Source organism: Sphingobacterium psychroaquaticum (assembly GCF_004421025.1).
In the GTDB taxonomy this organism is placed as follows: Bacteria; Bacteroidota; Bacteroidia; order Sphingobacteriales; family Sphingobacteriaceae; genus Sphingobacterium; species Sphingobacterium psychroaquaticum.
In genome coordinates this window covers 481640-500406 of the sequence record NZ_CP038029.1, presented here as the reverse complement: position 1 = coordinate 500406, position 18767 = coordinate 481640, and the positions used below count along the sequence as shown (strand labels likewise).

16 protein-coding genes are annotated in these 18767 nt (G+C 40.8%); 8 read left to right on the top strand and 8 right to left on the bottom strand.

Going from position 1 to position 18767, the window contains the following annotated elements:
• Window positions 1-55: 55 nt before the first annotated feature.
• The 4 genes from hisS to E2P86_RS02000 form a co-directional block, all read right to left on the bottom strand.
• Window positions 56-1435, bottom strand: a complete 1380-nt coding sequence (gene hisS / locus E2P86_RS02015) for a histidine--tRNA ligase (protein WP_134430428.1) — start codon at window positions 1433-1435, stop codon at window positions 56-58.
• Window positions 1436-1478: 43 nt separating this feature from the next.
• Window positions 1479-2231 (bottom strand): ribonuclease III, encoded by a 753-nt coding sequence (rnc, locus tag E2P86_RS02010; RefSeq protein ID WP_085472384.1) that lies wholly within the window; start codon window positions 2229-2231, stop codon window positions 1479-1481.
• A gap of 77 nt (window positions 2232-2308) precedes the next feature.
• Window positions 2309-3562, bottom strand: a complete 1254-nt coding sequence (gene fabF, locus E2P86_RS02005) for a beta-ketoacyl-ACP synthase II (RefSeq protein ID WP_085472385.1) — start codon at window positions 3560-3562, stop codon at window positions 2309-2311.
• Window positions 3563-3587: 25 nt separating this feature from the next.
• Window positions 3588-3935 carry an acyl carrier protein gene (locus E2P86_RS02000; RefSeq protein ID WP_449448549.1) on the bottom strand — a complete coding sequence of 116 codons (348 nt, stop codon included), beginning with the start codon at window positions 3933-3935 and terminating at the stop codon, window positions 3588-3590.
• 230 nt (window positions 3936-4165) lie between these two features.
• Between E2P86_RS02000 and E2P86_RS01995 the strand changes: the two genes are divergently transcribed.
• The 7 genes from E2P86_RS01995 to E2P86_RS01965 all read left to right on the top strand — a co-directional run bounded on the left by E2P86_RS01995 (window position 4166) and on the right by E2P86_RS01965 (window position 12855).
• Window positions 4166-4666 carry an IPExxxVDY family protein gene (locus E2P86_RS01995; RefSeq protein WP_234991134.1) on the top strand — a complete coding sequence of 167 codons (501 nt, stop codon included), beginning with the start codon at window positions 4166-4168 and terminating at the stop codon, window positions 4664-4666.
• A 136-nt stretch (window positions 4667-4802) separates the two neighbouring features.
• Window positions 4803-6233, top strand: coding sequence for a pyruvate kinase (pyk, locus tag E2P86_RS01990; RefSeq protein WP_085472387.1), 1431 nt, complete (start codon window positions 4803-4805; stop codon window positions 6231-6233).
• A 141-nt stretch (window positions 6234-6374) separates the two neighbouring features.
• Window positions 6375-9047 (top strand): outer membrane beta-barrel protein, encoded by a 2673-nt coding sequence (locus E2P86_RS01985; RefSeq protein WP_134430425.1) that lies wholly within the window; start codon window positions 6375-6377, stop codon window positions 9045-9047.
• Complete coding sequence (locus E2P86_RS01980) at window positions 9040-9954, top strand: GLPGLI family protein (protein ID WP_240775558.1); 915 nt, start codon at window positions 9040-9042, stop codon at window positions 9952-9954. Before E2P86_RS01985 ends, E2P86_RS01980 begins: the two co-directional genes overlap by 8 nt.
• Window positions 9955-9957: 3 nt before the next feature.
• Window positions 9958-10812 (top strand): helix-turn-helix transcriptional regulator, encoded by an 855-nt coding sequence (locus E2P86_RS01975; RefSeq protein WP_085472390.1) that lies wholly within the window; start codon window positions 9958-9960, stop codon window positions 10810-10812.
• A 65-nt stretch (window positions 10813-10877) separates the two neighbouring features.
• Entirely contained in the window at window positions 10878-12191 is a 1314-nt protein-coding gene (locus tag E2P86_RS01970; protein ID WP_085472391.1) for an amidohydrolase, read from the top strand.
• Window positions 12169-12855 carry an ankyrin repeat domain-containing protein gene (locus E2P86_RS01965; RefSeq protein WP_240775557.1) on the top strand — a complete coding sequence of 229 codons (687 nt, stop codon included), beginning with the start codon at window positions 12169-12171 and terminating at the stop codon, window positions 12853-12855. Before E2P86_RS01970 ends, E2P86_RS01965 begins: the two co-directional genes overlap by 23 nt.
• Before the next feature lies 1 nt (window position 12856).
• On the opposite strand, the gene E2P86_RS01960 is transcribed toward E2P86_RS01965, so the two are convergent.
• Together E2P86_RS01960 and E2P86_RS01955 are read right to left on the bottom strand one after the other, a co-directional pair.
• Window positions 12857-13219 carry an MmcQ/YjbR family DNA-binding protein gene (locus tag E2P86_RS01960; RefSeq protein ID WP_134430419.1) on the bottom strand — a complete coding sequence of 121 codons (363 nt, stop codon included), beginning with the start codon at window positions 13217-13219 and terminating at the stop codon, window positions 12857-12859.
• Between the two features lie 14 nt (window positions 13220-13233).
• Window positions 13234-13785, bottom strand: coding sequence for a thioredoxin family protein (locus E2P86_RS01955; protein ID WP_134430416.1), 552 nt, complete (start codon window positions 13783-13785; stop codon window positions 13234-13236).
• A gap of 384 nt (window positions 13786-14169) precedes the next feature.
• Here E2P86_RS01955 and dnaK point away from each other — a divergent pair, with 384 nt between their 5' ends.
• Window positions 14170-16080, top strand: coding sequence for a molecular chaperone DnaK (gene dnaK / locus E2P86_RS01950; protein WP_085472394.1), 1911 nt, complete (start codon window positions 14170-14172; stop codon window positions 16078-16080).
• A 68-nt stretch (window positions 16081-16148) separates the two neighbouring features.
• Here the strand turns inward: dnaK and E2P86_RS01945 are convergent, their stop codons facing one another.
• Both E2P86_RS01945 and E2P86_RS01940 read right to left on the bottom strand, forming a co-directional pair.
• On the bottom strand, window positions 16149-17063 hold the full coding sequence (locus tag E2P86_RS01945; protein WP_085472395.1) for a sugar phosphate nucleotidyltransferase: 915 nt from the start codon (window positions 17061-17063) through the stop codon (window positions 16149-16151).
• 59 nt (window positions 17064-17122) lie between these two features.
• The gene (locus E2P86_RS01940; RefSeq protein WP_134430413.1) at window positions 17123-18673 is read right to left on the bottom strand and encodes a helicase HerA-like domain-containing protein; all 1551 of its coding nucleotides are present in this window, start codon (window positions 18671-18673) and stop codon (window positions 17123-17125) included.
• Window positions 18674-18767 lie beyond the last annotated feature (94 nt).

The window sequence follows — 18767 nt, the reverse complement described above, 5'->3', positions numbered from 1 at the left end:
GTTTATTGTCACAAAATTATCTAATTTCTTCTTTTTTGAATATCAAAATGGTCGCCTATTTGAAATATTTAATCAAGGCTTCCACATTCAATTTCTGCTGTTCCCCACTTCGCATATCTTTCAACGAGAGCTCTCCACTTTTAATTTCTTCTTCTCCGGCCAATAGTACATAAGGAATCCCTTTACTATCTGCGTAGCTCATCTGCTTTTTCAATTTAACAGCAGCGGGGTATAACTCCACCGCAACCCCTTCATTTCGTAATTGCATCAGCACGGGCAATAGGAATGCTTCGCAAGCAGGATCAAAGTTCACCAATAACAGCTGTGTCGTTGCGGCAGAAGACTCTGGGTAGAGATTAAGCTCTTCAAGCACATCGTAGATGCGGTCGGCACCAAATGAAACCCCAACTCCAGTTAAATCTTTTAGACCAAACATCCCAGTCAAATCATCGTAACGTCCTCCGCCACCAATACTTCCCATCGCAACTTCATTCGTCTTCACTTCAAAGATACATCCCGTATAGTAATTCAAACCACGCGCTAGCGTAATATCCAACTCCACGACCTTATTCAATAGTGCCGACATACCAAACGATGTCAAATACGCAAAAACCTCCTCAATCTCAGCAATACCCTTCAAACCGGCTTCCGACTTGGCCAAAACAGATTTTAAGCTAGCGAGCTTATCCTGATTTGTTCCTTCTAAAAGAATAATCGGGCGTAACACCTCTACATCCTCTTCCGTGAACCCACGTTCAAGCAACTCTTTATTGACTCCCTCAAGCCCAATTTTATCCAGCTTGTCGATGGCAACCGTCATATCTACAATAAGCTCTGGCTTACCAATTACCTCGGCGATACCAGTCAATATTTTTCGGTTATTAATCTTGATCGTGAAATCCTTTAGTCCCAATGCAGCTAGTGCCTCGTTATAAATCAGAACAAACTCCGCCTCATTCAACAACGAATCTGACCCAACGACATCAACGTCACACTGATAGAACTCTCTATAGCGCCCTCTTTGCGGCCTATCTGCCCGCCATACAGGCTGAATCTGAAAACGTTTAAAAGGCATCGTAAGTTCATGCTGATGCATAACTACAAATCGCGCAAAAGGAACAGTTAGGTCATAGCGCAACGCCTTTTCTGAAATATGCGAAATAAGTTTATTGGATGCTTTCTCTGTCAGCAACGCTTCAGGAGCCTTACTCAGGTAGTCTCCAGAATTCAATATCTTGAAAATCAACCGATCTCCTTCTTCGCCATACTTCCCTGTTAGGGTCTGTAGATTTTCGAATGTAGGGGTTTGAATTTCGTTATAGCCGTACTTTTTGAAAACGGTCTTTAAGGTATTGAATATGTGGTTACGCTTTTCCATCTCTTTGGGAGAGAAATCACGCGTACCTTTTGCCAAAGAGGGTTTAATATTTGCCATGCGGCAAAGTTAAGATATACAAGCGAAATGCGAAAGCTTATAATTAACGAGAATATTCTTCGACATCGAAGATCTTGAGATGTTCACACGCTTTCTCTGCCGCCAGTTTTTCAGCGCTTTTTTTATTAAAGTCACGCCCAACACCGCACACTTCGCCATCCACCACGGCTTCGACCGTAAACATTTTAGCTGATTCTCCAGGAGGATTATCAACTTGCACAAACTGAATATCTTTACTTAATTGTTGACACCATTCGATAAGTCTACTTTTGAAATTTGTCTCCGTGATTTCCAACATATGAATATCCACATGTGGTTTAATTATCCGGGTCAGTAAAAATTCGCGTGTAAACTGATAGCCTCTATCGATATAGACGGCACCGATAAGCGCTTCAAAGGCATCTCCTAATAGGGAGCTTTGCTTATTGGGATAACTGATCATACGAGCATCATACTCGATAAACTCGTTCAACCCTAATTTTCGGGACAATTGATTTAGATTGACACGACTCACGATCTTAGAGCGCAATTCGGTCAAGAAGCCTTCATCTTTATAGGGATACATCTTGAACAACAATTCAGCAATCACAGAACCTAAAACTGCATCACCCAAAAACTCTAAACGCTCATTACTATTTTTTACGCCATGCTTTATGGGGGTGGCTACAGACTTGTGTCTGAAGGCCATCTGGTACAGTTTTATATTACCGGGAACAAAGCCAAGAATATTCCGTAGTTTACGGACGTAAGCTTTATGACGTGAAAAATATAGATGATATATTCCGGAGAAAGACATTCTCTACTAAAATAAGGAATAGGTAGTTTCGATTAGAAACTACCTATTATTTTTATCGTTTATCTTACTCTTAAACATTAAGAGTGATATTTCTTCACAATAATCGTTGCGTTGTGGCCACCAAAACCGAACGTATTACTCAACGCTGCGTTCACAACACGTTTTTGTGCTGTATTGAACGTGAAGTTCAAGTTATTATCGATCTCCGGATCATCCGTAAAGTGGTTGATCGTTGGTGGAACGATATCGTTTTTCACCGATAGTATCGAAGCGATCGATTCAATAGCACCAGCAGCACCTAACAAGTGACCTGTCATTGACTTCGTGGAGCTGATGTTCAGCTTATAAGCATGATCACCGAAAAGATCGATAATTGCTTTGGTCTCACTCACATCACCAACAGGGGTAGAAGTACCGTGCACATTGATATAATCAATATCACTAAAATTCATACCGGCATCTTTTACTGCCATTGTCATGGCAAGTTTTGCACCGAGTCCTTCTGGATGAGATGCTGTAATGTGATACGCATCTGCACTCATTCCACCCCCAACGATTTCAGCGTAAATCTTGGCTCCTCGCGCAAGTGCGTGATCAAGGCTTTCCAAAATAATCGCTCCTGAACCTTCTCCAGAAACAAAACCATCACGATCTTTATCGAAAGGACGGGATGCTGTTTTAGGGTCATCATTCCGGGTTGAAAGGGCGTGCATAGCGTTAAATCCACCAATACCAGCCTCATTGATTGTTGCTTCCGAACCGCCCGTAACAATTACATCTGCTCTACCCATACGGATATAGGTAAAAGCATCAATCATTGCATTCGTGGCAGAAGCGCACGCAGATACTGCTGAGAAATTAGGACCACGCAAACCGTGACGCATAGAAATATGGCCCGGTGCGATATCGACAAGCATTTTAGGAATAAAGAACGGATTGAAACGAGGTGTTCCATCTCCTTTGGAGTAATTTACTACCTCTTCTGTGAATGTAGTTAATCCTCCAATTCCCGATCCCCAAATAACACCGATACGGTTGGTATCTAGTTTATCAAATTCTAAACCAGCATCCTTGATTGCTTCATCTGTGGAAGCTATGGCATACTGTACAAAGGGGTCGACTTTACGTGCCTCTTTGCGATCCATAAAATTATGCGGATCAAATCCCTTTACTTCACAAGCAAATTGGGTTTTGAACTTTGATGCATCAAAATGCGTAATAGGAGCAGCACCGCTTACACCATTAATCAAACCTTCCCAATAAGCTGAGACGGTATTTCCTAAAGGTGTAAGAGCGCCTAACCCTGTTACAACTACTCTTTTAAGCTCCATTAATATGTTTGGCCTAATAAATTAGTTAGTTAACGTTTTTTTCTAAGTAAGAAATAGCCTGACCTACAGTGCTGATGTTTTCAGCTTGGTCATCAGGAATAGCTACGTTGAATTCTTTTTCGAACTCCATGATCAACTCAACTGTATCAAGTGAGTCTGCACCTAAATCATTCGTGAAAGAAGCTTCTGGTGTTACTTCATTTTCATCTACACCTAACTTTTCAACGATAATTGCTTTTACTCTTGATGCGATATCTGACATGATTTTATAGTTTAATTGTTTAATAAATCTGTGCAAAGAAAAATAAATTTCCCCATAAATCAAACCTTTTTGATTTTTAGATGCAAAATAAGCACCTTGCCGTCCTCTCATTTACGAGCAAAAACCGCCATAACTTGCATATATCCAATATTAACAAAAAAAAATATATAAAACAAGAAACTTAAACCTTTCTAGCTTTTGTACATCCTCTTGCACAAAAGTGGCCTCACAGAACAATAAAATTCTATAATCTCAACATATCCGCATCTCCCCTTTCTCCTCGCTCAGCATAACAAATTCCAGAAAAACTTTGTAACTTCGAACCTCAATCCCTGAACGACGTGAGCATTACAAAGAAACATTTACTTCTAGACTTTGAGCTTGAGCTCGACTTCTCGCTAATTGGGATTAGCTCCCCGCTGCGCGATTATCGACTCTCTCATTTTATCTTTAAGCATACGGGATTGGAATTGGTACGTGGCAAAGAGAATTATATCGATCATAAGGGATATCTGAAAGACAAAGACAAGGACGAAATGGATTACCATATTGTCTTTGAGCGCACCAAACAGAAAAAAACATCAAAGTATCACTACACCATTTACCGGTGCTGTGATGAAAATTTTGAATTTGAGTATTATTTGATCAATAACAGAAGCATTGAAGGGGGCATTTTAATCCCTGAACTACCCAACTTTGACTACTTCTTTATGGCCAAACATTTTATTGATCCAGAGGATCTCCGAAATTTATTAGAGGATATTAAGACTATACAGGAGGTTTTACTCGTTAAAGAGTTAGACCCTACGGCTTTAAAATCCAACGAAAATCTGATTTTTTAGGGGCATCAGGGGCTCTGAGTGTAAAATTTACACTATAATAAACCTAACTTAAAAACAGATTGTTATTTTTGCAATAATTATTGTATAATACAAGCGACTATTACACTGAAAAATTCATTAAATTAAAATATTATAAATGAACAAGATTCAAAAGAGGACAAAAATTGTAGCCACACTCGGTCCAGCATCAGCGGACAAGACTATATTGACTAGCATGATTGCCAAAGGTGTGGATGTATGTCGTCTGAATTTCTCACACGGAAGCCAAGATGACCACCTAAAAGTAATCAAGACCATTCAAGAAATCAATAACGAAAACCCATTCAATGTAGGTATCCTTGCCGATTTACAAGGTCCAAAAATCCGCATTGGAAAAATGAAAGAAGGTGGTGCGATATTGATCAATGGCTCACAGGTAGAAATGACTACGCAAGAGCTTATCGGTGATGAAAAACGTATCTACATTACGTACGAAAACTTCCCGAACGATGTAAAGGAAAACGAAATCATCTTATTGGATGACGGAAAGCTTCAGCTACGTGTGCTTTCAACAAATCACAAAGATAGTGTTATCTGTGAGGTTGTACATGGCGGCGTATTAACATCCCGCAAAGGTGTTAACCTTCCAAATACAAAAGTGTCTATCCCTTCCCTGACGGAAGAAGATTTAGACAATCTTAATTTTGCGTTGGATAATGGTGCAGACTGGATTGCCATGTCATTCGTACGTTCAGCAGAAGACATCGTTCAATGTAAAGAAATCATCAAAGCAAAAGGAAGTCATGCACTTGTTATTGCTAAAGTAGAGAAACCAGAGGCGATTGAAAATATTGATTCCATTATTGAGGCGACAGATGCAGTGATGGTTGCTCGTGGCGACTTGGGTGTGGAAATGCCAATGGAAGAGGTTCCGGGTTTACAGAAAATGATCGTACAGAAATGTCGTGACTTATCTAAACCTGTTATCATTGCGACACAAATGTTGGAGAGTATGATTACAACGCCACGTCCGACACGTGCGGAGGTGAATGATGTTGCGAACTCAGTACTGGATGGTGCAGATGCTGTAATGTTAAGTGGTGAAACTTCAGTTGGAGAGTTCCCGGAGATCGTAATTGAAACAATGGCGAAAATCATTACACATGTAGAGCATACTTCCTATCCTTACTACAGCAATAAGGCAAGCCTTCAACCTGCTAAAACAAAGATTCCAGATGCAATCTGTGGTTCTTCCATCTTCTTAGCACAAAACACAGAGGCTTCGGCAATCGCTGTTATGACATCATCAGGTTACACAGCTTTCGAAATTTCAAGCTACCGTCCGAATGCAGATATTTACGTCTTTACAGGTAATGCGAACTTATTAAACCAATTAACTTTGGTTTGGGGTGTACGCGCATTTATCTACGATAAATTTGAGAGTACAGATGGCACAATCCAAGATGTAAACAAGCTCCTAAAAGAGAAAAATTTGGTGGCACCTGGCGAAATTGTAATCAACACTTCATCTACACCTTTACATGAGAAAGGAAGAACAAACACAATCCGTGTTTCTGAAGTAAAATAATACGGGACTTTATCTTCCGATACAAAATAATAAAGCACGCCAACGAGCGTGCTTTATTATTTTGTATCAAAGCTATTACATCGCTTATTTTAACATTAATTTACTCTTTTTCTAGCTTACTTTGTCCAGCTAACTAAGGTTATGAGACGAATACTAATCCTTCTTCTATTTATTGCGAGTCAATATGTACACGCACAACAGGTAATCACCGGAATTGTGGTTGATGCATCCGATAATAAACCATTGGTCAACGCATCGGTTGTCGTGCTTAACACGGACTCTATCATGCAGCAATTCGCTCGCGCAGGTGAAGATGGCAAATTTCAGATCAAAAAAGTAGCCCGCGGAAAGCACCTCCTATTGGTAACCTACCCAAAATTTGAAATCTTTAGCAAAGAGTTTGTAGTGGTCAGCAGCGACATCAAGCTCGATAGCATTAAGATAAATTCCCAATCGAATCTCTTGGAAGAAATTATTGTTACGCAAAAGATTCCGATTAAGATGAAGGGTGACACCATCGAGTATGACGCATCCAGTTTTGCAACCGAGAAAAACGCCAAACTGGAAGACCTGTTACGTCGTCTTCCGGGACTAACTGTATCCAACAGCGGTGAAGTAACTGCGCACGGGAAAACAGTATCTAAGGTCTTGATCGATGGAGAAGAATTTTTTGGCTATGACCCAAAAATTGCGATCCGGAATGTACGAGCCGATGCCGTAGATAAAGTACAAGTTTACGAACGTAAATCTGAACAGGCGGAATTAACAGGTATTGATGATGGAGTTCGCTTGCAAACTGTCAATGTGGTCCTCAAGGAAGAAGCTCGAAAAGGTATTTTTGGAAATGCCAATGCAAGCGTTGGTACCAAGGAATTATTTGATGCCAATCTATTTGCGGCAAAGTTCAATCAATCGGAACGTATCGGCTTGACAGGAAGCTGGAACAATATGGGGAATCAAGGGGATGCTTCGATGATTCGGATGAATAACCAAATTATTGGTAAACCGGAGCACCAAAGTGCCGGAATCAACTACGAGAATAATTTCTTGAAAAAGAAGTTGCATATGACCTCCAGCTACGGCATTAGCAACAACGGTAATGCCAACGAGTCGGAGTCATACAATAAGCAGGTCCTGGGCGAAAATAAAACACAGGAAACATCGCGCAAATCACAGTCGGAGAATAATAATCTCAACAATAATTTACGTGCGCAGTTCCGGATGAAGATCGATTCCGTAAGCAATATGAATGTGCAGCTGGGTGGAAGTAAAGGCCGTTCAGAATCTAGTTCCCTATCGAGCAGTGAAACCTTCCGTAACGAAGGTCTTCGGGCGAATGAATTCAATGGCAATAATAGCACCGAGACCGATAACGGAAGCCTAAATGTACGGATGGACTATCGCCGTCGTTTAAACCAAAAAGGGCGTAGTATGAACCTACACCTTAGCAATGACTACAACAATAGCGAGTCCACCAACCAGGTTGATGAAACAACAAAATTATACGATAGACTAGGTAATGACAGCACGACCATCCATGTTAACCAAACGCGTTTGAATGAAACAAAGAGCAATGGCTTTGGGGCCGCATTAAATTTTAGCGAACCTATTTCGGAGAGAATATTCCTAACCTTGGGCTATAGCTTTAACACCTCCAAGAGAACAGGCCTAGTCGATGCGCACAACAATACAGACAACACGCAAGGATTAGATATGCGTTACTCCAAAAATGAAGAAGATAAAAACAATAATAACAGTGCTGATGTTAACCTGAGCTATAGGGCTGACAAATTCAACATTAATCTTTCTAACCGAACGACCTATCGTCAACAGCAACTCTCGGATAGCTACCGTGATATCGATCTAGAAAGATCATTTTGGCAAAACAACTTCAACACAAATATCTCTTACAAAATCAGCAACAGTAAGAATTTAACTTTTGGTTTCCAAAACAATACGAATGTCCCGAGCTTCCAACAGTTGCAACCCTTACAACCACCAACGAATGAGTTGTACGAGCAAATAGGAAATCCAGACCTAAAGCGTGAAATAAATAATAATTTCAACCTATCTTATAACAGGTTTAGCTTATTAAAGGGTTCATCTTTTAATGTCAATGGAAGTATTTCCCTTATGGACAATGCAATCGTCAACAAATCTGTCGTTGATGATAAAGGTAAGACCACAGCCACTTTTGTCAATATCAACGATAAATTGAATTGGAATGCCCGACTCAACGCGAACTACGGCAAACCTATCTTTAATGGTGTTATGCAATTTGGCCCTTACTCTATGATCAGCTACAGCAGCAACTACCTTTATATCAACGGGGATTTAAACCAAAACATCACCACAAATGCCAATATTGGTATTAACGGAAATAAACAGAGTTCAAAAGGTGTAGACTTCAACTTTAATCTGGGGATTGGCTTAGCTAATGAACAAAACTCCGTACAGAGTCGTCTCAACAATACAAGTTTACGCTCCTCAGCAAATGCAGACCTTAAATATTATTTACCGTTTAAGTTTAGCTTAACACAAGTTTTATCGTATAGCTTCACCGGGAAGAACAAGATTTTTCCAGAACCTATCCATCAGTTTTACATGAACTTAGAACTGACCAGAAAACTTTTATCGAGTGAATCATTACTTCTTAGTGTGAAAGCATTCGATGTATTCAACAGCTTTAACAATACACAACGATCGTTTAGTGAGAGTAATTTCTCCGAAACAAGACAACAAATGTTAACCCAGTATTTCATGGTGGGTTTAAAATGGGATTTCAATAAAAACCTTGGTAAGAAAAATGATTAAACAGCTTCTAATATCTAGTATCGTAGTGCTGTGTACATGGTTACATACAAGTGCACAACACGCTTATTTCCCTACCAAAGGAAAAATCACCTTTGAGCGCGAGGTATACCAACGTGCACGCATGCGGGAGATGAACAATAAAATGGCCAGCCAAGGTCAAAATGCCGGTATGATGATGCGCTTCGGCGGTAACATCGAGGATATCCCGGAAAAGAGCTCTGATATGCTTACGCTTCATTTTGATGAAAAAGAAACTTTGATGCAGTTCAACGATCCCGAAAATACGTCTACACGCCCCAACGGCAATCGCCCTGGTGGTGGTGGAAACCGTGGTGGTGGCGGCGGTCGTGGTGGACAGCCAATGGGTGCAGTAAGTATGGGCGGAGGATCTGTTCAGGTTCGTGGTGGTGGTTTTGGGGGAAGAAGGCCACAGTTCAATAAGATATTTTTTCAAGATCTTCAAAACCAGACCTCAGAAGTGGAAATGGAGCTTGATGAAAAATATAACCTAAAAGATTCTTTACAGCAGGTCACTTGGCGTTTCACGGATGAATATCGCAATATCGCAGGGTATGAATGTCGTCGTGTGAACGGCGCTACAGCGGACTCGCTCTATATTATTGCGTTTTACACCGATCAAATCCCCGTGTCTGGAGGCCCCGCCTTGGTCAATGGTTTACCTGGCATGATCTTGGGATTGGTTATTCCTGAGATGCACATTAATTACTGGGCCAGAAATATAGAGTTTACCACTGAAAACGTCCCTAAACAGTGGCGAGATAAGAAAAGTAAAGCCATGAGTATGGAAGAGTTCTTCAAATCGCTCAGTGGTAATCGGATGTTTGGCGGGGGTGCATCGGGAGGCAAACAACTGAAACGTAATTTATTGGAAAACCTGATCTATTAAAATATGAATCTGGATATTCGCGCGGTAGAAACATTTAATCTAACACACTTCAAACACGAATATCAAAACGATTATCGATTACTTCATCATGTCGTTGATGGCAGAAACAAAATTTCTAAGCCACATAAGCATGACTTCTATCTGCTGTTTCTTATTGAACAGGGAAGTGGGACACATACCATCGATTTTCACACACATAAGGTACAGGATCGACAACTTCATATTTTGCTGCCTAATCAAACGCATACCTGGGACCTCGGTGAACAGACCGACGGTTACCAGTTTATGATCAATCAGCAAGTTTTTGAGTCCTTTCAATCAGCTATACATATACACTACCTGCGTCGTTTTGACAGTCAAGTTTTCGACCTCAAAGAAGAGGCCTTCAACACCTTATTGCATGAGTTTCAGCAACTCAACAAAGATTTACAAATATCCCAGCAGATTCCCTGGCAGATTGTTTATACACGTAGCCAACTCCTATCCCTCCTGATCAGTAAAGAAATTGAAACGCATCTCGACGGGTTAGTAGAAAACAAATTGCACCCGACAGTGTTACATTTTATAAATCTGGTAGATCGGCATTTTATTGCCCAAAAGACTGTCGCCTTCTATGCTGACAAACTACATATTACCGCGAATTACCTCAATATCCTTTGCAAACGAGATTTACAGGTATCCGCCCTTCATATCATACAGCAACGCGTAGTTCAAGAAGCTAAGGGACTACTAAAGAATACCAACAGCAGTATTAAAGAAATCGCTTACAGCCTGGGCTTCTTGGATAGTTCTTATTTTTCTAATTATTTTAAAAACCAAGTCGGCACTACACCCCGCCAATACCAGATTCAGTTATAATATTCACTATTGTTGTAAGGTTTTTCTAACTTTTTCTATTACTTTCTTCCTTAATTTTGAAGAAGATGAAAAGGAAAGATTTTATACAACAGGCTACTTTGCTGGCCGGCGGCAGTCTGATAGGCAGTCGTTTATCAGCAAATGAAACAATAAGAATAAATAAAAAGATGATGGAACAGCAGGAGATTAAGTTAAAAAACGTACGTCTCGAGACGGGATTTAAGTATGACGGGGATGAAGTAATTGCCACGAACACCGCGCTCTTTTGCATTACACTTTCTGGTGGAAACATCAAAGAAATAAAAGCGAACAACCCGCAAGCGGATGCTTTTGATGCCAAAGGTTTTCTTATGCTCCCTTCCTTCAAAGATTACCATATCCATCTGGACAAAACATTTTATGGAGGGCCATGGCAAGCGCGTTTAAAAAAGAACCGTAGTGTGCGGGATATGATAACATTTGAAGAGCAGACGATGCCCGAATTGTTAAAAACCTCCACTTACAGAGCGGAAAAGCTTATTGAACTGTTACAGCAAAACGGGGTATCCTTTGCACGTAGTCATGTCAATATTGAACCTGCATCCAAATTGCAGTCGCTAAAAAACCTAGAGGTTGCCATCGAAAACAAAAAAGATAGTTTTGGCACCGAACTCGTTGCTTTTCCACAGCACGGGATCTTCTTTTCGAAATCAGAACAACTCATGCAGGATGTCGCAAAGTTAGATATCGATTTTATCGGAGGCCTAGACCCTTCTTCTATTGAGGGAAATGTAGAAAAGACCATAGATTTTATTGTCCAGCTGGCATTAGACAACAAGAAGGGGATCGATATCCACCTTCACGAGCAGGGTGATGCAGGATTAAAATCTATTCAATACCTCACCCAAAAGGTTGCCGAAAATCCAGCGCTTCGTGGCAAAACATTCTTAAGCCACTGCTTTGCCTTAGGTAGTATGCCAACGAATACCTTAGAAGGTGTTGCCGAAGGGCTGGCAGCGCAACAAATTGGCGTGGTGTCAACGGTTCCTTTTGGGCGCCTTATTATGCCAATTCCATTGTTGTACAAAAAGGGCGTGGATGTACGGACGGGTAATGATAGTATTATTGACCATTGGAATACATTTGGTTCTGGTAGTGTCTTACAAAAATCAAATATTATGGCGCAGCTCTACGGCTGGAGCACTGAATATGATCTTTCTCGCTGTCTAAAACTCGCAACACACAATGTACTTCCTTTAGACGATCAAGGAAAGCAGGTATGGCCAAAGATTGGTGACAAAGCGACTTTTGTTTTGGTAGATGCCTCCTGCTCCGCTGAAGCAGTAGCACGGGTATCTCCTATTAAAAACTTAATCTATGATGGAAAGATTCTTTATTAAGGTTAGTATGATTGTTGCACTGCTTCTTGTTGGCGGTGCAACTTTCTCATCCTGTCAAGAAAAACAAAAAAATAGTATGATGAATGTAGATATTATCAGTGCCGTAAAAGCGGGAAACTTAACGAGTGTGACACAATTACTCGATCAACATGTTGCTATTAATACTGCAAACCAACAAGGTGAAAGTCTACTTCTATTGGCGACTCAGCGCAACAATGTAGCGATGGCCGAGCTTTTGGTTTCCCGTGGAGCGGACGTTAACCAGCAAGCCAGCAATCTCGACAGCCCCTTCCTCTTTGCGGGAGCCTCAGGCTTTACAAAACTGGTATCCTTATACTTGAAAAACGGTGCACGCTTCGATATATTTAATCGATACAATGGTACAGCACTTATTCCTGCTTGTGAGCGTGGACATGTTGAAACCGTCCGCCTATTAGCCAATACCCCCAACTTTCCGATAGATCATGTAAACCGTTTGGGATGGACTGCACTTATCGAAGCTGTTATTTTAGGCGACGGATCGGCTAAATACGTACAGATTGTCAATGTGTTACTACAAGCCGGCGTCAATCCGTCCATCGCAGATAACCAAGGGGTTACCCCATTACAGCACGCCAGAAAAAAGGGATTTACAAATATTGTTACGTTATTAGAAGGAAAATAGTTTAGCCAAGTAACGTTGCTTTTACAGCTTTGGGTAAAGCCTCAAAAATTAAATCATAACTATGATCGATTAGTTTTTGTATCTCGCTGTCTGAGAGTTGTCGATTACAGTGCATGGTATTCCAGTGCTTTTTATTCATATGGTACCCTGGAAAGACCGTGTCAGCAAATTCAGATCGCAATGCAATAGCACGTTCGGGATCGCATTTCACATTGATACGTAGATCATCTCCCAATTGATCAATCCCGAGCAGTGCAAAAACCTTCCCTCCGACCTTAAACACGAGCGTGTCAGGTCCGAAGGGAAGCTCTTCGTTAACATATGGCTTAGATAAGCAGTAGTCTCTTAAATCTTCAATATGCATGAATAATATTTGAATTAAGATAAGGCAAGCAAAAGCTCTCGTTGGATTTCCTCTCCCTTATCTTCATTATACCATTTTTGCATAAGCTCTTTGGTTTCCTCAAATGAGAGGCCTTTCTCTTTTGATTCCAAAAACATATCCTGTAACTTTTCAGGACGCGGTCCCCAAATCACTTTATCATGCCCTACATCATTGCGTATAACAAGCTTCGGAATTGATTTCCCTCCGTTGGTCAGGTAGTCCTCTATTAAAAAGGGCTCAGTATCTCGCAATTGGATTTCAAAGTCAATATTTGGGTTGTTCTTAACCATTTGATATAGCTGTGGCACAGAATGCGCGGCATCTCCACACCAAGGTTCTGTAATTACGATCCAGTGTTGCGGTTCGGTAATCGAGCCAATAAGATTCTTGATATCGTTGTTTGGTTCAAAACGTTTCAGCCAGCGGTTCATCCGTGACCAGTTTAACTTTGTGTAATTAAAATACTCCTCATCCCCGTAGGGGTCTACATCTTGTGGAGCGGCTAAAATTTGCTCAAAATAATCCAAATATTCCTGAAAGGTCATATTATATGAAGTTTGCAACACGAATTTAATAATTTTTTCTGAATTGTATGTTTCCAAAAAACGAAACATCTTCTTATTGGAGTACCGCTCGCTCCTCCATCATAATTATGGCGCAATTCTGACGTTCACCTCTATTTTCTCTTTGAGAAGAAAAACCAAACTGCCATTGACAGCGTTATATAGTATTACTATGTAAAGCAAGACGTGAAGCCTACCTTCTGTCAGCCTATCTCAGGGTGTACAGCATATACAAAATGACAGTTTGTCAGCGGAAAACATATAAAACACGTCAAGCATGTTATTTTTTAAAAGCAAAACAGGGTTGGCACACCCCTTGATAAGTAGAAGGAAAGAACAATATTCGTAAATAATAAAATACAAGATATGTCAAAAATTATAGGAATCGACTTAGGTACTACGAACTCATGTGTCGCCGTAATGGAGGGTAATGAGCCAGTAGTAATCGCTAACAACGAAGGTAAGCGTACGACACCTTCTATCGTTGCATTTGTTGAAGGAGGAGAGCGTAAAGTAGGTGATCCTGCAAAACGTCAAGCGATCACAAACCCACACAAAACTGTTTATTCAATTAAACGTTTTATGGGATTGTCGTACGATGAATCTGCGAAAGAAATTGGTCAAGTACCATATAATGTGGTAAAAGGAGACAACAACACTCCACGTGTTGAAATCGACGACCGTAAATATACACCACAAGAAATTTCAGCTATGATTCTTCAGAAAATGAAGAAAACAGCAGAAGATTTCTTGGGACAAGAAGTAACAGAGGCTGTAATTACTGTTCCTGCTTACTTTAATGACGCACAACGTCAAGCAACTAAAGAAGCGGGTGAAATCGCTGGATTAACGGTTAAACGTATTATCAACGAGCCTACAGCTGCAGCATTAGCTTACGGTCTTGATAAAGCGCACAAAGACATGAAGATCGTTGTTTTTGACTGTGGTGGTGGTACGCATGACGTTTCTGTGTTGGAATTAGGTGATGGTGTTTTCGAAGTAAAATCTACCGACGGTGATACGCACCTAGGTGGTGACGACTTTGATAACGTGATTATCAACTGGTTGGCTACTGAATTTGCAAATGAAAACGGTGGCTTCGATTTGAAGAAAGATGCCATGGCTTTGCAACGTTTGAAAGAAGCGGCAGAGAAAGCAAAAGTAGAATTGTCTAGTACAACATCTACAGAAATCAATTTGCCATATATTACAGCAGATGCAACAGGTCCGAAACACTTGGTACGTACATTAACACGTGCGAAATTTGAAGACTTAGCGGCTGATCTTATCAAACGTACGATTGATCCGTGTAGATCAGCATTGAAAAATGCAGGTTACTCGACATCAGATATCGACGAAATTATCTTGGTAGGTGGTTCAACACGTATTCCAGCAATCGTAGAAGCGGTTAAAAGTTTCTTCGGTAAAGAGCCTTCAAAAGGGGTTAACCCAGATGAGGTTGTAGCGTTAGGTGCTGCGATCCAAGGTGGTGTATTGACTGGAGAGGTAAAAGATGTATTGTTGTTAGACGTTACACCATTGTCTCTGGGTATCGAAACAATGGGTGGTGTGATGACAAAATTGATCGAAGCAAACACGACGATCCCGACGAAAAAATCGGAAACTTTCTCAACAGCATCAGATAACCAGCCTTCTGTAGAGATTCACATCTTACAAGGAGAGCGTCCGATGGCAGCGCAAAACCGCACGATTGGTCGTTTCCACTTGGATGGAATTCCTACTGCTCCGCGTGGTGTGCCTCAAATTGAAGTAACATTCGATATCGATGCCAATGGTATCATCAAGGTATCCGCTAAAGATAAAGCAACAGGTAAGGAACAAAATATCCGTATCGAAGCATCTTCAGGTTTATCGGATGAGGAAATCCAAAAAATGAAACAAGAAGCGGAAGCAAATGCTGAAGCCGATAAAAAAGTAAAAGAAGAAGCGGATAAAATCAACGCAGCAGATGCTTTAATCTTCTCGACAGAGAAACAACTTAAAGAGTATGGCGAGAAAATTTCCGCAGATAAAAAAGCACCTATCGAAGCAGGTTTAGAGAAGTTGAAAACTGCATATGCAGCTAAAAACTTTGATGAAATCGATGCTGCATCGGCAGAATTACAAAACGCTTGGAACGCAGCTTCAGAAGAAATGTATGCAGCTTCGCAACAAGGTGGTGCACAGCCAGACCAAGGTGGCGACCCAACAGGTCAGGGTCAGCCTAAACAAGGTGGCGATGATGTACAAGATGTAGAATTCGAAGAGGTTAAATAAGCTTCAGAACAAAGCAATAAAAAAGCTCGAAACAATGTTTCGAGCTTTTTTATTATATCCTTATTTTTTTAGAACAATCTCTCTGGATATGCCCCCTCAGCGATCAATTTAGAAATAGACTCCTGAACGATTGGTTTATCTTCCTTGTACGTTACACCAAACCATTTCGATGAAGTTGGGATAACACGGAAATCAGCCATGCCATGTTTTACCATATAATCCGGTACAGAAGGGATAAAGAACTCCGACTTCGGATTATCTGCATTCTCTTCCACAAAACCGTGGAACATTTTCTCTGCCACCTCAAATACTCTCGGTGTAAAGCCCCAGAAATTCATGGATACTCGTGTCTTTGGATCTAGATCAAATTGTTGCTCATTCTCCTCATACACAATCTTACGACCGCCATCAGCAGCATCCGTATAGTAAATATTCGTACGTTCCGTAACAGACAACATGTGTCCTTCTTCGTCTACCTCACATACTCCTCTGGATACATAACCGTAGTCTGACATCGTATTTCCAACCTGGAAGCCCATTAATGACATTTTCTCATCTGACACCTCAGTCGTTAAGAATTTAGCCATTTTCTGGAAAGAATCAGATCCGTAAAAATCATCGGCATTAATTACGCAGAAAGGTTCATTGATCTTATCTTTAGCACTCATTACAGCATGTGCCGTACCCCATGGTTTAGAACGTTCGATCACACGATCGATACCAAATTTTGTTAAATCAAAACTCTGAAACGCATAATCAACCTCGATCTTACCGGCCAGTTTTTCATCAAAAACCTCACGCATCTTGTCTACAAATTCTTCTCGAATAATAAACACGACTTTCCCAAAACCAGCTTGGATAGCGTCATATATAGAATAATCAATAATCGTCTCGCCATGTGGTCCGAACGCATCAATCTGTTTCAAAGACCCATATCGGCTCGCCATTCCCGCGGCAAGAATTAACAGTGTTGGTTTACTCATTATTTACTTCTGTTAGTAACAATAATTTTTTTAAGGTCTGCAAAGATAAAAATATTATTCTATTTCTTTTTAAAGAAGCTATTCAAGATTCCCGTAGCAAGCTTACCGAGAAACTTTGCGCCCTCTCGTGCCAGCGTTCGAGAGGCTTGATTTGTTGCTGCCTCAAGCGGCGTTTGTCGCGCCCGCCCTCCGCTTGATCGATTGACTTTTGCGGCTTCCTTCTGTGCTTCTTCTTGTGCTTTTTTAGTCTGAAACGTCATCATCTTCTCCTCAATAATCTCAGCTGCCGACCGGTTTTCCTGACGTTCCTGGTACTTTTCCACAAAGGAAGACTGCTGTACCAGCTGTTGATATTCAGCACTTGGAATCGGCCCCATAACCGCACGGGCAGGCACTAGATGCGTGGCGACAACCTCGGTCGGAATACCTTTATCATTCAACACGGTTATCAATGCTTGTCCGATACCTAATGATGTGAGCACGCTATCGATAGCGTAAAAATCTGAATGGGGATATGTTTTTACTGTTTTACGCAAATTTTCAGCATCATTCGGAGTAAAAGCACGTAACGCATGTTGTACTCTATTTCCTAATTGACCTAAAACAGACTCCGGAATATCGGTAGAAGCTTGTGTACAAAAGAAAACACCAACACCTTTCGAGCGAATCAAACGCACAATCTGCTCAATCTGGCTCATAAAAGCTTTTGAAGCACCATTAAACAAAAGATGCGCTTCATCGAAGAAAAAGACAAGCTTAGGCTGATCTAAATCCCCCACTTCCGGCAATGTTTTGAACAACTGAGCAAGCAAGCTCAATAAAAATGTAGAGAACAATAAAGGCTGATCCTGTACATCGGAGATATTCAATAAAGAAATAACGCCTTTACCATCTACCTTATTTATTAAATCCTTAACATCAAAAGCCGTTTCTCCAAAGATATGCGCCAGTCCTTGTTGTTCAACGGCAACAATCTTACGAAGAATAGTTCCGGCAGTAGACGTACTTATCTTCCCATAATCATCCTTAATTTCATCTGCTCCGGGCCCTTCTGATAAATAAGAAAGTAACTTCTTTAAATCATTTAAATCCACCAGAGGCAGTTTTGTATCATCGGCATATTTAAAAATGGCAGCCAAAACGCCCGTTTGTGTATCATTCAGATCCAAAATGCGGGATAACAACACAGGCCCAAAGTCACTCACTTTAATACGCATGGATGTCCCCAGTTTACCCGTTAAAGAAAACAATTCTATCGGAAAACTAGCCGGCACAAAGGGTACACCAACCGCCTCTCCGCGCTCCAACAGTGCTGGATTGGTTACTCCAGGTTCTGCCAATCCGGAAAGATCTCCTTTGACATCCAACATAAAAACAGGAACACCCGCGTCAGATAACTGCTCTGCAATAAGCTGTAAGGTCCGGGTCTTCCCCGTTCCGGTCGCCCCGGCAATTAGTCCATGCCTATTCATCATCTTTAGTGCAAGGTTTACGCGCGCATCCGTAACAATATGTCCATTGAGAATACCGGCACCTAATTGGATCGATGCACCTTTGGGGCTATATGATGACTTAACCCGCTCAATAAAAGCCGATTCGTTAGTTTCCATGTTAAATTTTTAATTATGAACTTTACAAAATAAAAGACTTTTCCTATCAAAATCCTTGGTTAAAGATAGAATCATTTACGAAAAAATAACAATT

Excerpts from the sequence above, each read along its gene's own strand:
- hisS (WP_134430428.1), bottom strand. The coding sequence starts at position 1,435 with ATGGCAAATATTAAACCCTCTTTGGCAAAAGGTACGCGTGATTTCTCT.
- rnc (WP_085472384.1), bottom strand. The coding sequence starts at position 2,231 with ATGTCTTTCTCCGGAATATATCATCTATATTTTTCACGTCATAAAGCT.
- fabF (WP_085472385.1), bottom strand. The coding sequence starts at position 3,562 with ATGGAGCTTAAAAGAGTAGTTGTAACAGGGTTAGGCGCTCTTACACCT.
- E2P86_RS02000 (WP_449448549.1), bottom strand. The coding sequence starts at position 3,935 with ATGAGAGGACGGCAAGGTGCTTATTTTGCATCTAAAAATCAAAAAGGT.
- pyk (WP_085472387.1), top strand. The coding sequence starts at position 4,803 with ATGAACAAGATTCAAAAGAGGACAAAAATTGTAGCCACACTCGGTCCA.
- E2P86_RS01985 (WP_134430425.1), top strand. The coding sequence starts at position 6,375 with ATGAGACGAATACTAATCCTTCTTCTATTTATTGCGAGTCAATATGTA.
- E2P86_RS01980 (WP_240775558.1), top strand. The coding sequence starts at position 9,040 with ATGATTAAACAGCTTCTAATATCTAGTATCGTAGTGCTGTGTACATGG.
- E2P86_RS01975 (WP_085472390.1), top strand. The coding sequence starts at position 9,958 with ATGAATCTGGATATTCGCGCGGTAGAAACATTTAATCTAACACACTTC.
- E2P86_RS01970 (WP_085472391.1), top strand. The coding sequence starts at position 10,878 with ATGAAAAGGAAAGATTTTATACAACAGGCTACTTTGCTGGCCGGCGGC.
- E2P86_RS01965 (WP_240775557.1), top strand. The coding sequence starts at position 12,169 with ATGATGGAAAGATTCTTTATTAAGGTTAGTATGATTGTTGCACTGCTT.
- E2P86_RS01960 (WP_134430419.1), bottom strand. The coding sequence starts at position 13,219 with ATGCATATTGAAGATTTAAGAGACTACTGCTTATCTAAGCCATATGTT.
- E2P86_RS01955 (WP_134430416.1), bottom strand. The coding sequence starts at position 13,785 with ATGACCTTTCAGGAATATTTGGATTATTTTGAGCAAATTTTAGCCGCT.
- dnaK (WP_085472394.1), top strand. The coding sequence starts at position 14,170 with ATGTCAAAAATTATAGGAATCGACTTAGGTACTACGAACTCATGTGTC.
- E2P86_RS01945 (WP_085472395.1), bottom strand. The coding sequence starts at position 17,063 with ATGAGTAAACCAACACTGTTAATTCTTGCCGCGGGAATGGCGAGCCGA.
- E2P86_RS01940 (WP_134430413.1), bottom strand. The coding sequence starts at position 18,673 with ATGGAAACTAACGAATCGGCTTTTATTGAGCGGGTTAAGTCATCATAT.